The sequence below is a fragment of the Nocardia alba NBRC 108234 genome, from assembly GCF_001612665.1.
Taxonomy (GTDB): Bacteria; Actinomycetota; Actinomycetes; order Mycobacteriales; family Mycobacteriaceae; genus Nocardia; species Nocardia alba.
The window spans coordinates 185482-200242 of sequence record NZ_BDAX01000010.1; the positions used below are offsets into that span (position 1 = coordinate 185482).

The following is a 14761-nucleotide window of genomic DNA, read 5'->3' on the forward strand; positions in this document are numbered from 1 at the left end:
GGCATGAGTGTGGGCTCCAACACATCGGTCCCCGACATGTGAGCCACCACACCTTCAGAACGGGACACTATGAGTCGAAACGTTGCATCTGCGTTGCATCGGCGCCGATGCGCCGGTCGAGCACCCGGATCTTGGCTTCTATCTGCGCATACAGCGGTGATTCGCGATCGACGGTCGACCGATAGGCCGCCCACGCCGCGGCGTCGTCGCGCCCTTCGGGGCACGAGGTCCACCGACGCAGCACACCGGCATCGGGCGCGGCGAGCACAGCGGTGCGCAACCGGACCCGGAGCTCGTCACGGATATCGCAGATGCCGGGCGCGGAGGAACGCGGCAGCACCGGCCCCGCGTACAAGCGTAATGCGGATTCGATATCACCGGAGTCGAGAGCGGCCCGCAGGGCTTCTACATCAGTTGCGACATGTACGCGGAGACGGTAAGGGCGCGAACCGACAACCGAGGCGCCGATCACCGTCCGCAGCCGCGACACCGCCGCGCGGATCGTGCCGTTGTCCAGATCGGTGTCGTCCAGTAGCAGCGCCAAGTGATCGGCGCCGAGTCCTTCGGGATGCTCGGCGAGCAGGAGCAGGATCTCGGCGTGGCGTTGCGAGAGCGACACCCGCTCCCCCGCGATGCTCAACTGAGGTTGACCCAGACCCAGGACATCGAGGCCGAGTTTGGCCTGTTCGGAGTAATCGCGGTTCGCCGGGGCCGATGCCCCGTTGCCATGGCTCGCGCGCATGGCTCGCAGCACCAGATCCATCTCGGCCGCGGTCGCGGCGGCTTTGACCAAGGCGAGAATCTCGGGCTTGGCCACCCGCATCCCGCCGGCAATCATCAGCACGCCGATCAGCCGACCGTCCGGCTCGTGCACGGGTGCCGCGGCGCCGGTGATCTGGTGCATCCGATGGAGGAAATGTTCGGGTCCGTGAATCCAGGTGGCGCGGCCGGTGCGCACGACGAGGCCGACGGCATTGGTACCGATCCGGCGTTCGCTGAGATCGTCGCCCTCGCGCACGCCGATCTCGGCGGCCGCGGCGATCTGCTCCGGATGCCCGTGCACCGAAAGCACCCGACCGAACTGGTCGGCCACGGTCACGATCAATCCGGCGTGCGACGCGTCCTGGACCAGCAGTTTGTCGATCAGCGGCATGAGCGCGGCGATAGGGTGGGCGTCGCGATAACGTTCCAGATCGGCACCGCGCAGCCCGCGACCGTCGATGATGTCCGTCGGGTCGACACCACCGCGCACACTGCGCAACCATGATTCGAGGACGAGCGGACGTAGTAGACCGGCCAGCTGGGTAAGCTGTTCACCACCGGCACTGAGAAATCCATGGGCCTGTGCGGCATAGGCTTCCAGAGCACCGAGCTGTGCGCCCGACTCCGATGCCTGCCGTGGGGGCCTCCCACCTGTAAGATTGCTGACCATTTGCCTTTCTTTCCCGATACAAACTGTACCGGGCAGGTATCGGGCCAACCGGCAGAAGTCGGGGTTTGTCCCGCAGGTCACATCGTGGTATCAATCGTGCCTTCGTCACACGACCATGTAGTCCGCGATGGACGCGGCGAGCAGCACGGTGGCGGCCTGTGGACCGCGGCGCAGCGGGACCGGGACGACCGACAGGTCGGCGACGGTCAGTGCGTCGATGCCGTGTACGCGGCCCTGTTCGTCGACCACCGCGCGCTCGTCCCCCGCGGGGCCCATCCGACAGGTACCGGAAAGATGCTGGGAAGTGCCCAGGTTGGCGCGCAGCCAGGAGTCGTCGACAGGTCCGATTCGCCGACCGAGGAGATCCGCGGTGAGTGCTGCTCCCTCACGCAGCCGGGCTCGGTCCCGTTCGCCGCGCAGGTAGCGCTGATCGATGCGCGCGGGGACCGAGGGATCCGCCGAGGCCAGCGTGAGCTCGCCGGTCGACTCGGGATGCATCAGCGCGACCCCGATTCGGCGAAGGCCAGGGGTGAACATCTGGGTGTACGGACGTAGTTCGAGGTCGTCGATGTGGAGGACGTATTCGAGCGGTACCGCGGGCTCGTCCGGCTCGTCGCAGGGGAACTCGACGCCGATCTCGGGGTGATCGGTGCACCACGCGCCGACCGGAGCGGGCCGCACGGTCGCCACCCCGAGTGCGCGCAGGAGCGGTTCGGGGCCGATCCCGGATCTGATCAGCAGTGCGGCCGACTCCACCGCACCCGCGCACAACACCGTCTGATCGGCATAGGTTCGCCCGCGCTCGCGCCCGCGCGCCCACTCCACACCGATCACCCGGGTGCCACGCAGCAGTAGCCGGGTCACTGTGGTCGCGCTGGTGACGGTGAGGTTGGGCCGTGTCATCGCGGGATAGAGGTGGGTGACAGCGGGTCCAGCCCGCGAGCCGAGTGACACCGTCAAGGGCACCGGGCCGAAACCCTCGGCGCGGTTGGCACCTGACATATTGAGGTCGGGGATCTCGGTGAATCCCGCTACCGCGCAACGTCGCGCGAATTCGGCGCTGAACCGGGCGAAGTGACTGGTTCGCGAGATCGGGATCGGGCCGCCGACGCCGTGGCCGGGCGCGTTACCGAAATCCTTGTCGTCTTCGAGGTCGCGAAAGGTCGGGAGAACCGAGTCGAACGACCAGCGCGCACCCGCCACCGCGCTCCAGGCCGTGAAGTCGACAGCGGGTGGGCGAATGAAGTAGCTGCCGTTGATCGCGCCGGACCCGCCGATCAGCTTGCCGCGCACCAGGTTTCTCGCGTAGCGCCACACGAGCCGGGATTCGGGGCCGATCGGGAGATGGCTCGGGTCGAGCAGCTCGACGGGCAGCTCCCCCCTCGTCGGGAACGTCGGCCCGGCTTCGAAGACGCGCACCGAGCGCGCCGGGTCCGCGCTGAGCCGGGCGGCGAGCACGCAACCCGCCGACCCGGCTCCGACGATGAGAGTGTTCGTCACGCAGTCGTATTCAGCGGGGCGGCACGCTCGGCTTGAGCGCTTCGAAACTGCGCGCTCGCAGGACGCCGAGCCACAGGCCCGTGCCGTAGGCCACGTCGTCTAGACGCTTGTAGGCCACATAGCGCACCGGATCGAGCCCGCCCGAGTCGCGATGGGTGAACCAGTCGGCCAGACCGTCGGCGAGTGCCATCGTGATGGCTATCCTGCGGATTCGGCTCGACGCGATCACCGCGAGCAGCGTCACCGGCCAATAGTCGCGGCACATCGCCGAAGCCAGTCGCCACATCCCGGCGAAGTAGCCGCGCGCGAGGTAGACCGCCGCGATCCGGGTCGGGTTGTCCAGTTCGGTGAAGACCCGGCGCAGGCGGACCAGTGCCGTGGCGAGGGTGACGAGTCCACCGAGCAGACCCCATTTCGACAGGGTCGCGAACAGCAGACTGGCCAGCACGGTCCAGGTCGGCACCGACAGCGGCGAGACCAGGCCCGAGTGCCGTTTGCCCAGCGGCGCCGCTCCGGTGCCGTAGAACAGCTTTCGCCCGAACCAGGCGCGGAAGGCCACCCGGTGATCGTGGGCGACGTGCGCGGCGGGCTCGTAGCGCAGCCGCCAGCCCGCGCGTTCGAGCCGCCAGCACAGGTCCACATCCTCGGCCACCTGCATCGATTCGTCGAATCCGTCCTCGCCGAGCAGCGCGGCACGCCTGGTCAGCAGTGCTGCGCTCGGCACATACGACACGATGCCGCGCGCGTGCACCGCCGATTCGCGGCGGCCCAGATCGAGTGAGGAGCGGGTGTGTTCGTAGCGGGCGAGCGCGTTGGATTCGGAATCGAGGGCCACGATGCGCGGCGCGACCAGCGCGACCTGCGGATCACTGAAATGCCCGAGCATGACCTCGAGCCACCCGCTGCGCGGCACCACATCGGAGTCGAGGAACGCGACGAAGCCCGTTGTCGCCGCCTGCAATCCGGCATTGCGGGCGGCCGCTGGGCCGAGCGGGCTCTCGTGCCGCAGCACCGTCACCTGACCACGGCCCGGTCGCGGCGGGATGCGGACCGGCTCGTCGGAGCCGTCGTCGACGACGATCACATTGTGTCCGCGCAGCACCGCCAGCAGACGCAACAGCCCATCGGCGTTGTTGTAGAGCGGGATGACGACGGTGACGTCGTCGAGTGACGGTTCGAGCCGCGGACGCGGGTTGGCCACGCCGGAATCGAGCAGTCGGCGGGCGACGATCGCGGACTTGGTGTCGGTCACCTCCAGGTATCCGTCGCCGATCAGCTCGGCGGCCTCCGGGGCCAGGCGCAGCATCCGTGCGGGCGATCCTCCGATCAGGATCCGACCACCGGAAAATGCGCGCACCCGTGGATCGATCCGTACCCCGAAGCCGTCGGGCAGACGATCATGGCGCATTCCTCGCATGCTATTCGCAGTTGGGCTCTCAGACATCATCACCCCACAAAAAAGGACGAAAGTCTGCCTGAAATGCCGCCATGACCGGTTGCCGGAAGTGCCAACAAGATCGGCAGCGCATTTCCGGCAACCGGACCCGGCTAACCGAGCGGACTCTCGTTGCACGCCTTGGCAGGTGGGCGCTTCACGGTCAGTGGCAGCGACACCCTGCTACGGCTGCGCACCGGGCGGGAATGATCGACGGCAGGGCGCGGGATAGTGCGACCCGGCGCTGTCAATGCCGCTTCACCGTAGCCCTGCACGCATTCGGGATCGGGTCCGTCGGCGGGCAGGCCGGTGAAGAATTTCGCCGCCATGCAGCCGCCGCGACAGGAGTCGTAGTGCGAGCACTTCGTGCACGCGCCACCGTCGACCGGTTCGCGGAGTTCGGCGAAGAGCTCCGAGTCGGTCCAGACCGCCTCGAAACCACCGTCGGCGACGATGTTTCCGGCCTTGAAGCGGTCATGGATGGCGAACGGGCAGGCGTAGACGTCGCCGACGGGGTCGACCAGGCAGACCACCCGGCCCGCGCCGCACATGTTCAAACCCGGTAGGGCCGAGCCGAACGCGGACAGGTGGAAGAACGAGTCGCCGGTGAGCACGCCCTCGCCGTTGCGCACCAGCCAGTCGTAGAGCTCGCGCTGCTGTTCGGGCAGCGGGTGCAGTTCGTCCCACACGTCCGCGCCGCGACCCGAGGGGCGAAGGCGGGTGAGTCGCAAGGTGGCGCCGTATTTATCGGCGATGGCCTTGAACTCGTCGAGCTGGGAGATGTTGTGACGGGTGGCGACCACCGAAAGCTTGGCATCGGTGAAACCCGCCGCAGCGAGATTCGACAGTGCCTTGATCGCGGTGTCGTAGGAGCCGGGACCGCGCACGGCGTCGTTGACCGCGGCGTCGGCGCCGTCGAGGGAGATCTGGACGTCGACGTAGTCACTGGCCGCCAGGCGCGCGGCGACCTCTTCGTTGATGCGAACGCCGTTGGTGGAGAACTTGACCCCCACGTTGTGCGCGGTGGCGTAGTCGACCAGTTCCCAGAAGTCCGGGCGCACGGTCGGTTCGCCGCCGCCGATATTGACGTAGAAGATCTGCATGCGCTCGAACTCGTCGATCAGCGCCTTGCACTGCTCGGTGCTCAGTTCGTTCGGGTCGCGGCGCCCCGACGAGGACAGGCAGTGCACGCACGACAGGTTGCAGGCGTAGGTGAGTTCCCAGGTGAGGCAGATCGGTGCGGCCAGACCCGATTCGAAACGATCGATCAGCCTGCCGCCCTGGGTGGCGTCACCGGGCGCCAAGGCTGTCGGCGCGGGGGTGAGCGGGCCGGGTGCGGCCACGATCATGTCGGTGTCGGCCAGTTGCGCAAGCGCCTTGACGTGGGCGGCGGAGGCGTCGATGCCCTTGGCACGCAGTGCGTCGCGCACGGAAGAGTGCGCGGGCAGCGACCGGACCACGTCGACGAGATCGCGGCTCTTGAGAAACGAGAGCTTGCGGGTTCCGAAGTGGTACAGCAGCGCGCCGAAGGACTCCGGACGCAACGAGACCCGCGGGTGCAGTGTCCACCGGGTGTCGAGATCGAGCATGGTCAGTACACGCCGCACATGCCGTCGATGCTGACCTCTTCGATCAGCGTCTCGGTGACCAGGTCCTCGTCGGATTCGACGGTCGCAGGCGTGGTGTTCTCAGGCATGACTACCTCCATTGTGTTGCCGGTCACCCCGAACTTTAACGTCAGTGACTGCCATAAAGAGGCGGAATCGGAAAATCTTTTCCCTGAGCACACCCCACACCCATCGGTGGCGACCCCTCTAGACTTCCGGGGGCAGAATGGGAAAAGGGCTGATGGCCCAGCGGCAGCAGAGGTGAGGCAAAGGCTTGCGTAACCATGGCGGGGCGGGCAGCGGCGCGAGTTCGACGCTGTCGGAGGCCGAGATCGTCGACGCGGCACTGAAGGTGGTGCGCGAAGACGGGGTCGAGAAGCTATCGATGCGGCGACTATCGCGCGAGCTCGGGGTGTCGCCGATGGCGCCGTACTACTACGTGGCGGACAAGCGCGAGCTACTCGACCTGGTCGCCAGCGCCGCGCTGCTCGGGGTGCGAAAGCCGCCGCGCGAATCCGGCCCGTGGCAGGAGCGCCTGCGCGATCTGATCGATCAGATAGACGATAAACTGCGCACACATCCCGGCCTGGGCGACATCCTGCTCGAGCAGATGCTCGGCAAGCAGCTCGACCTGATCGAAGCCGTGATGGAGATCCTGTTCGACGCGGGCTTCAGCGACCGCAATGTGCTGGCCGCCTACGCGACCATCCACACCTATCTGTTCGGTCGCAGCAGAGTGAACCCGCGCGACCGTTCCGCGCCGGCCGACGTGCTGCTGCCCGAGGCGGTGGCCCGAGCCACGAAGTACATGCCCGACCTGCGCGGCAAGTACTCCTACGACTTCGGGATGGAGGTGCTGGTCGCCGGACTCGAGGCGCAGCTTGCCCTGCAGGCACGTCCCGGCCTAGCATGAAACTGAAACACGTTCTAGTTTTGGCTAGTTCTGCTCGAGAGGACGACATGACCACAGTCGAGGTTCCGCACGGCTCACGCTCGGTGGTACTGCGAGTAGCCGCGGTGATCGCCGAGACCGCCGACACCAACTCCGTGGTCTTCGAGGTGCCCACCGAACTTCGCGAGCGCTTCGCCTACTCGCCCGGCCAGTTCCTGACGCTGCGCATCCCCAGCGAGCGGACCGGTTCGGTCGCTCGCTGCTATTCGCTGGCCAGTTCGCCGTTCACCGACGATCTGCCGAAGGTGACCGTCAAGCGCACCGTGGACGGATACGGCTCGAACTGGCTGTGCGACAACATCACCGCGGGTACCGAGATCGAGGTACTGCCGCCGTCCGGCGTGTTCACGCCCAAGGACCTCGACGAGGACATGCTGCTGTTCGGCGCGGGTAGCGGGATCACGCCGGTGATGTCGATCCTGAAGTCGGCGCTGTCGCAAGGTTCGGGCAAGGTGGTGCTGGTCTACGCCAACCGCGACGCGAACTCGGTGATCTTCGCCGACGAACTCCGCGATCTCGTCGGCAAGCATCCCCAGCGACTCACCGTCATCCACTGGCTCGAACCGCTGCTCGGCCTGCCCACCGCCGACATGCTGGCCACCCTGGTCCGGCCCTACACCTCCTACGAGGCGTTCATGTGCGGGCCCAAGCCGTTCATGGACCTGGTGCACGACGCGCTCGCCACCCTCGAGGTGCCACGCAACCGGACCCACGCCGAGATCTTCAACTCGCTGGCGGGCGATCCGTTCGCCGACCACGCGCCCGCCGAGGTCTCCGAGGCCGAGGCCGCCGACGCGGCGACGGTCGAGGTGGAACTCGACGGCCAGGTGCACGAGATGTCGTGGCCACGCAAGCAGACACTGGTCGACATCATGCTCGACAAGGGCCTCGACGTGCCGTACTCCTGCCAGGAGGGCGAGTGTGGATCGTGTGCCTGCACCGTGCTCGAGGGCAAGGTGGAGATGGCCAATTCGGAGATCCTGGATCCCGAGGACATCGAGAACGGGTACATCCTCGGCTGCCAGGCGCGGCCGGTGACCGATCGGTTGCGCATCCAGTTCTAGCGCATGGCGCGGTAGGCGGCGCGTTGCTCGGGGTCGAGATGTTCGGTCGCGTAGCTCAGCGCGGTGCGGCCGAGTCCGGGTGCGTTCTCGTTCAGGAAATCGGTGAGCGCGGTCCGGTCGACGCGCTTGCCGATTTCACGCAACATCCAGCCGAGCGCCTTCTGGATCAGGTCGCGACGGTCCGCCTGGAGGATCTCGGCCAGTTCCAAGGTGGTGCTCGGGTCGCCCGCCTTGATGAACGCGAACGTGGAGAGCAGGGCCACCCGGCGCTCCCAGAGCGAATCCTGTTCGGCCAGTTCGACGAGCAGGGTGCGGTCTTTGTCCAGTAGCCAGGGCCCGATGATGTGTTCGGCGGAGGCGTCGACCAGATCCCAGTTGTTGATCCGACCCCGCCGCAGGGCCGCCAGATAGAGATCGACCATCTCGCGGCGGGCCTTGTCGTCGAGGGCGCGCGGTTTCGATGCCGCCGCGAAGCGGGCGTTGAGGATGAACAGGGCGGCCAGGCGTTCCTCGTGCAGGGGGCTGTCGAGAAGTTCGTCGATCTGCGAAAGCGGCAGCGTGGGAAACCGTTTCGCCACTTTTCTGGTCACGGGAACTCGGATGCCGAGAAAGATGTCGCCCTCGCCGTATTCGCCGGGGCCGGTCTTGAAGAAGCGTTGCAGGTGCTGCGCGTCGGTAGGGTTCGCCAGGTCGGCGAGGGCCTCGCGCACCTGTGCGGCGGTGGGAAGCTCGGACACACGCACCTCCGGGTCGGCGGGTTTGCTCCGCATTCAACACCGGGGCGGTGACATGTCGGCACACCGCCTGCTGTCCGACGGCCGCGCGCGATCAGGCAGGAAGCGCGCCCAGAAGTCGTCCCGACTCGAATGTCGCGGCACCGGAAGGCAATTCACCCGGCCGTCCGCTCGTGCGGACGGTGACCGTCCCGGTTCCGGTGGCGGGGCGGCCCAGTTCGTCCATCTTGCGGACGGTTTGCGCGGCCACGGCCTGGGCACTGTCGAACAGGCGCACACCGTCGGGCAGGGCGGCGATGATGGCGTCGATGACCAGCGGATAGTGGGTGCAGCCGAGGACCACGCCTTCTACATCGGTCGGGGTGCGAGCGGCGGAATCGGCGATCGACTCGCGAATCGCCGCGATGTCACCACGGTCGATCGCGTCGGCCAGACCGTGGCAGGCCACCCCTACGACCTTCGCGTCACCGCCGAACCGAGCGATCAGATCGGCTTGGTAGCGACTGGCCGTGGTCGCGGCTGTGGCCCACACCGCCACTGAATTACATTGCGCGGCAGCGGGTTTGATGGCGGGAACCGTGCCGATCACGGGCACCGACGCCCCCACCTCGGCCCGTACGTGAGCCAACGCGGTGACACTGGCGGTATTGCACGGCAGCACGATCACCTCGGCCCCCGACTCGACCGCCTGCCGAGCCGCGCCGACGACCCGCTCGACCACCCACTGCTCGGGCTTGGGCCCCCACGGCGCGCCATCGGGGTCGAGTAGCAGCAGCAGATCGACATCGGGCCGCAGCTTGCGCAACCACGCAGCCGTTGGCAACAGGCCGAGGCCGGAATCGATGAGCGCGACGATCACCGCTACACCGTATTACAGGGCGCGGAATCGGCCCCTCGCGACCACAGTCGCACCGTCTCTCGACCCGATGACGCACCGGAACCAGCGCCCGCTCCCGCACCGACGGCCCGCCTCAGCCGCCTCGAGTCGTCGGTCACGGTGCGTCGCCGTTCCCGACCTCGGCGGCGCTGCGCGGATTTCGGACACCGCCCTCGTTCGCGAGGGCGGTGTCGGTGCCGGATGCCGGTCAGCCCGCGGCGGCGAGCAGGTCGGCGACCGGGGTGGGAGTGGCGAGTTTGGCGCGCAGTTTCATCACCTGGGCGGTCAGGCCCGCACCGAGGACGGCGGTGAGGATGCCGTCGCGGGAGTAGTAGACGAGGAACTTGCGGCCGTCGTCGGTGACCACGGTGACGTCGTCGGCGGGCGACGGGGTGCCGAGCGCCTGGATCTTGACGTCGTACTGATCGCTCCAGAAGTACGGAACGCGGGCCATCGTGGGCGATGCGCCGCCGAGCAGGGCGGTGGCCAGCAGTTTCGCCTGTTCACCCGCGCTGGTCCAGTGTTCGACGCGCTTGCGGACGCCGGTGTCGTGCTGCCAGGCGGCGACATCGCCGACCGCCCAGACACCGTCGGCGCCGGTGCGGCCCACCTCGTCGGCGAGCACGCCGCCGCCGGCGGACCGGTCGGCCAGTTCGATGCCGGAGTCGGCCAGCCAGTCGGTGACGGGGACGGAGCCGATACCGACCACGACCAGGTCGGTGTCGATATCGGTGCCGTCGGTGAGAACCGCGCCACCCACCCGGCCCGCGTCGTCGGCGCGCAGGGTGTCGACCCCGACGCCGCAGCGCAGGTCGACACCTTCGTCGCGGTGCAGGCGCGCCACCAGGGCACCGACCTGCTCGCCGAGAACCGAGGCCAGCGGCGTGGGCTGAGGTTCGACCAGGGTCACTTCGACGCCGGCGGCACGGAAGCTCGCGGCGAGTTCGCAGCCGATGAAACCGGCGCCGATGATCAGCGCGCGGCGCGCACCGTCGAGTTCGGTCCGCAGGGTCTCGGCGTCCTCGTGCGCCCGCAGCACATGGACACCCCCCACCTGGGGTAGCCCCGGGAGTCTGCGGGGGCGCAGACCAGTCGCGATGATCAGTTGGTCGTAGGCGATGGTGGCGCCGTCCGCCAGGGTGATGGCGCGCGCGGCGGTATCGACCGCGGTGACGGCGGTGCCGAGACGCAGTTCGATGTTCTTCTCCGCGAAGAACTCCGGCGGGCGCAGCGTGGTGTCATCGGTCTCGCCGCGCACGAACTGCTTGGACAGCGGCGGGCGATCGTAGGGCGGGCGGGTCTCGTCACCGAGCAGCAGCACGCCGCCCTCGTACCCGGCCCGACGCAGTTCCTCGGCCGTGCGCAGGCCTGCCAGACCCGCTCCGACGATCACGATGGGCGCGCTCATATTGTGTCCTCTCGGCGTGCTCGGTCACCGACCGATCAGGCCATGTTCTGCTGTGTCGCGGACCACTACGGCCCCCAGATGTTTGTACCAGTGCGTCGGCCACTTGTGACACCCACGTCGCAACCCAACCGTGTCCGTTCCGGGATAGACCGGGCGGTCAATCAGGAGTAGACCGAGGTCAGAGGTATTTTCGTCTCAACGAGGAGGCACATTCCCATGTTCACCAACAGTCGCGCACAAGACTTCCTCGCCGTGGTGCTCGGCGCGTTCACCGCGCTGTCGCCACTGTGGCTCGACACCAACGACAACGCACGCTGGACCCTCATCGTGCTCGGCGTACTCATCGCCGCGACCGGGCTGATCCAGATGGCACGGGACGAGCTGATCGTCGCCGACTACGCGATGGGCGTCTTCGGCGTGCTGCTGTTCATCTCGCCGTGGGCCATGAACTTCACCGCGTTCGGCGGCGCGTCCTGGACCGCGTGGGTGGTCGGCGTCGTGACGGCGGTGGTGGCTGTCGCCGCGCTGCCCGCGATGAACCAGCGTCTGCACAACATGGCTCCGCATCACTGATGCCGGGCCGACGGGTCGGGCGCCGCAGCGCGAAACGCGATGGCGACGCCCGGCAACTCATCCTGGATGCCGCCGAATCCCTTTTCGCCGCCCGGGGATTCGACGCCACCCCGACCGCCGCTGTCGCCGCCGCGGCCGACGTGCCGAAAGGGCTGGTCTTCTACTACTTCCCCACCAAGAACGCGATCCTGTCCGCGCTGATGCGCGAACGCGTCCCCGAGAACCCGATCGACGACCTCGCCGCCGTGGTCAGCCCCGGCGATCCGGCCGCCAGCCTGATCAACCTCGACACCGCGATCAACCTGCGTGACCACCATTCCTCGGTGCTGCGGGTGATCATGTGGCGCGAGGCCGACACCCATCCCGACGTACGCCGCACACTGCGCGCACTGCGCGATCAGCTCCTCGACCTGACCGCCCACGTCCTGCAGGCCAGCACCCCCGCACCCATCCGCCCTGCCACCCTGCATGCCTGCGCGGCCGCCTGGGTCTCGGCCATGTTCGCCATCGCGGGCACCGACCGCCTGCACGCCCTCGATGGCCTGCCCGTGCCCACGACAGACGACCTGATGAACGTCGCCGAGGTGGTCGCGGCGGGCATGACCCAACTCGGCTGAGGGCAGCCTCGGACCGTCAGCTTCGGATCGCCGCCGGGCGCCGTCGAGCAGATTCCGATCCGCCCGCGGTGCCGAGAACACGGAGGGACACCGCGCCGAGGACGCCGTGCAGGATGGCGGCGGTGGCGGCCACGGCGTGCAGTCCGCTGACGAAGGCGCCGCGGGCGTCGTCGACTATCACCGCGGCGAGGTCGGGCAGATGCAGTGTTTCGCCGAGGGTCGGGGCGAGGTCGGGACCGTCGAGGCGGAAGACGACGGCGGCCAGCGAACCGAACAGGGCGATACCGAGCGCGTTGCCGAGTTCGTTGCCGGTTTCGGCCAGCGCGGCGGCCGAGCCCGCCCGTTCGGCCGGGACCGCCGCCACGGCGATATCGGCGACCACGCTGAACGAGATGCCGTAGCCGATACCCGCCACCGCCGTCGCGGCGATGTACCAGCCGACCCCGCCGCCGGTGCTGGTCGCCAGCAGCAGAGACAGTCCGATCGCGATCGTGAAGTGGGCGGTGATCAGGGCGGCCGAGCGACCGATACGGGCCACGACGGCCGGGGTGAGGACGGCGACCACGGTGAGCACGAGCGCGCCGGGAACCGCGAGCAGCGCGGCGTCGGCGATGGCCGTGCCGAGGACGGATTGCAGATAGGTCGCGGCCAGATACGCGGTCGCCGACCAGGCCGCCAGTGGCAGGAACCCGGTGACGATCGCGATGGCAAATACCGGATTCCGGAACAGGGCGAAGTCGATGAGCGGGTTGTCGATGCGGCTCTGTCTGCGGCCGAACCATCCGAGCAGTGCCACACCGGTCAGTCCGACAATCATCGAAGATGTGGAGAACCCCTGCGCGGCGGCATGTTTCACCGAATACATGACGGTCAGCAACCCGGTTGCCGAGGTGACTACGCTCGCCACATCGATACGGCCCGGACCGGTCGCGCGCACCTCGCCGAGCAGAATCGGGGCCAGCACCAAGAACGCCACCACCACGGGCACATTGATCAGCAGCACCGACCCCCACCACAACCGGCTGAGCAGCTGACCGGCGACGATCGGGCCGATCGCGAAACCCGCGGCGAAGGTGGCGGCGAAGACGCCGATGGCCTGCGCGCGTCGGCGTGGATCGGTGAACAGCGTGCCGAGAACGGCGAGCGCCGAGGGCAACAGCGTCGCCCCGGCCACACCCATCAGGACCCGGAACGCGATCAGCAGCTCGGGGCTCGTGGCGAAAGCCGCCCCCACCGAGCCGAGGCCGAACATCGCCGCGCCGAAGATCAGCAGCCGTCTGCGGCCGTAGCGGTCGCAGACGGCGCCGAACGCGATCAGCAGGGAACCGACCGCGAAGCCATAGCTGTCCAGGATCCAGAGGGACTCGTCGGCGGAAGGCGACAGCGCGTCGGTGATGGCGGGCATGGCCACGAACAGCACCGAGCCGTCCATGGCGACGAGCAGTACGGGACCGAGCACCACCAGCAGGCCCAGCCAGGACCGCAGCTCGACATCGATTCGATTCATGTCACCCACCCTGCGATCGCGGGCGGAAAGCAACCAGGCCCCTGACGTGGGTACACCCAGCCGGGATAGGCAAGACCACCCCGCGGTACCTACGATGGGAACGATGGAGTTGGAAAGCCTCGGAACATTCCTCAAGTCCCGCCGCGACCGAACCACCCCTGAACGGATCGGCCTTCGTACCTTCGGCGTCACCCGCCGCGTCCCCGGCTTACGCCGCGAAGAACTCGCTCAGCTCGCCGGAGTCAGCGCCGGGTATTACACCCGCCTCGAACAAGATCAGGCCGGGACCGTGTCCGCGCAGGTCATCGACGCCATCGCCCGGGTGCTCCAGCTCGACCCCGCCGAAACGGCCCACCTGCACAACCTCGCGGGACAACCGGGGGTGGCGCGCCTGGTCCGCGCCGAACCGGAACAGCCCCACCCTCGGGTGCTCACGCTGCTCAGCTCGCTCGGCGACACCATGCCCGCTGTGGTCCTCGGACGCCGAGGCGATGTGCTCGCCTGGAATCACGCGGGGCACGCGCTCGTGGGCGAGCACCTCGACTTCACCGCGCCCGGCGACCCCGCGCGACGTCCGTCTGTTCCGCGACTGTTCTTCCTCGACCCACTTGCCCGGGATCTGTACCGCAACTGGGACGAGCTCGCCCGCGTTCATGTGGGCTACCTGCGGCTGACCGCGGGGCGTTACCCCACCGACGCGCGTTTGGCCGAACTGATCGGCGAACTCGCCATGCGCAGTACGACTTTCGCGACGCTGTGGGCAGGCGCCGAGGTCGCCGACTGCACCGTCGGGCCGATGGATCTGCGGCATCCGACGGTGGGCCGGGTAGACGTCGACTATCAGGTGTGGTTGCAACCCGACAGCCCTGACCACCGGCTCGAGGTCTATACCGCGCGCGACGAGAGTTCGGCCGACGCCCTGCGCCTGCTGACCACCGGATCCAGCCGGACGCGGGAACGTCCGGCGATGGTCGACTCCGAGACACCAGAGGGAACCCACCCCTAGACCGACGAACCGGTGGCGCCGCACCCGCGACGCCACCGGTCTCGACCAG

The 14761-nt window shown here is 68.1% G+C and carries 14 protein-coding genes; 5 read left to right on the top strand and 9 right to left on the bottom strand.

Annotation, left to right across the window (positions count from 1 at the left end):
• Window positions 1-67: 67 nt before the first annotated feature.
• The 5 genes from NA12_RS13335 to mftA form a co-directional block, all read right to left on the bottom strand.
• Window positions 68-1480, bottom strand: coding sequence for a GAF domain-containing protein (locus tag NA12_RS13335; RefSeq protein WP_255284078.1), 1413 nt, complete (start codon window positions 1478-1480; stop codon window positions 68-70).
• A 57-nt stretch (window positions 1481-1537) separates the two neighbouring features.
• Entirely contained in the window at window positions 1538-2932 is a 1395-nt protein-coding gene (mftG, locus tag NA12_RS13340; protein WP_067449639.1) for a mycofactocin dehydrogenase MftG, read from the bottom strand.
• Between the two features lie 10 nt (window positions 2933-2942).
• Complete coding sequence (mftF, locus tag NA12_RS13345) at window positions 2943-4340, bottom strand: mycofactocin biosynthesis glycosyltransferase MftF (RefSeq protein WP_067449640.1); 1398 nt, start codon at window positions 4338-4340, stop codon at window positions 2943-2945.
• Between the two features lie 140 nt (window positions 4341-4480).
• Window positions 4481-5956 (bottom strand): mycofactocin radical SAM maturase, encoded by a 1476-nt coding sequence (gene mftC, locus NA12_RS13350; RefSeq protein ID WP_084472744.1) that lies wholly within the window; start codon window positions 5954-5956, stop codon window positions 4481-4483.
• A 2-nt stretch (window positions 5957-5958) separates the two neighbouring features.
• Window positions 5959-6063, bottom strand: a complete 105-nt coding sequence (gene mftA / locus NA12_RS13355) for a mycofactocin precursor MftA (protein ID WP_101468422.1) — start codon at window positions 6061-6063, stop codon at window positions 5959-5961.
• A gap of 185 nt (window positions 6064-6248) precedes the next feature.
• Here mftA and mftR2 point away from each other — a divergent pair, with 185 nt between their 5' ends.
• Both mftR2 and NA12_RS13365 read left to right on the top strand, forming a co-directional pair.
• Entirely contained in the window at window positions 6249-6887 is a 639-nt protein-coding gene (gene mftR2, locus NA12_RS13360; protein WP_084472745.1) for a mycofactocin system transcriptional regulator MftR2, read from the top strand.
• A gap of 47 nt (window positions 6888-6934) precedes the next feature.
• On the top strand, window positions 6935-7990 hold the full coding sequence (locus NA12_RS13365; RefSeq protein ID WP_067449641.1) for a ferredoxin--NADP reductase: 1056 nt from the start codon (window positions 6935-6937) through the stop codon (window positions 7988-7990).
• Here NA12_RS13365 and NA12_RS13370 read toward each other — a convergent pair.
• The 3 genes from NA12_RS13370 to NA12_RS13380 form a co-directional block, all read right to left on the bottom strand.
• Entirely contained in the window at window positions 7987-8760 is a 774-nt protein-coding gene (locus NA12_RS13370; protein ID WP_067449642.1) for a DNA alkylation repair protein, read from the bottom strand. The two genes, NA12_RS13365 and NA12_RS13370, sit on opposite strands and share 4 nt — an antisense overlap.
• Before the next feature lie 58 nt (window positions 8761-8818).
• The gene (locus tag NA12_RS13375; protein ID WP_067449643.1) at window positions 8819-9583 is read right to left on the bottom strand and encodes a glutamate racemase; all 765 of its coding nucleotides are present in this window, start codon (window positions 9581-9583) and stop codon (window positions 8819-8821) included.
• Window positions 9584-9809: 226 nt separating this feature from the next.
• Window positions 9810-11009: an NAD(P)/FAD-dependent oxidoreductase gene (locus tag NA12_RS13380; RefSeq protein ID WP_067449644.1), complete on the bottom strand. Its 1200-nt coding sequence runs from the start codon at window positions 11007-11009 to the stop codon at window positions 9810-9812.
• Between the two features lie 216 nt (window positions 11010-11225).
• Here NA12_RS13380 and NA12_RS13385 point away from each other — a divergent pair, with 216 nt between their 5' ends.
• A complete protein-coding gene (locus tag NA12_RS13385; protein WP_067449645.1) occupies window positions 11226-11582 on the top strand; it encodes an SPW repeat domain-containing protein in 357 nt (118 codons plus the stop codon).
• Window positions 11582-12199 carry a TetR/AcrR family transcriptional regulator gene (locus tag NA12_RS13390; protein WP_067449646.1) on the top strand — a complete coding sequence of 206 codons (618 nt, stop codon included), beginning with the start codon at window positions 11582-11584 and terminating at the stop codon, window positions 12197-12199. Before NA12_RS13385 ends, NA12_RS13390 begins: the two co-directional genes overlap by 1 nt.
• 16 nt (window positions 12200-12215) lie before the next feature.
• On the opposite strand, the gene NA12_RS13395 is transcribed toward NA12_RS13390, so the two are convergent.
• Entirely contained in the window at window positions 12216-13706 is a 1491-nt protein-coding gene (locus NA12_RS13395) for an MFS transporter (RefSeq protein WP_067449647.1), read from the bottom strand.
• A 103-nt stretch (window positions 13707-13809) separates the two neighbouring features.
• Between NA12_RS13395 and NA12_RS13400 the strand changes: the two genes are divergently transcribed.
• Entirely contained in the window at window positions 13810-14712 is a 903-nt protein-coding gene (locus NA12_RS13400) for a helix-turn-helix transcriptional regulator (protein WP_067449648.1), read from the top strand.
• Window positions 14713-14761 lie beyond the last annotated feature (49 nt).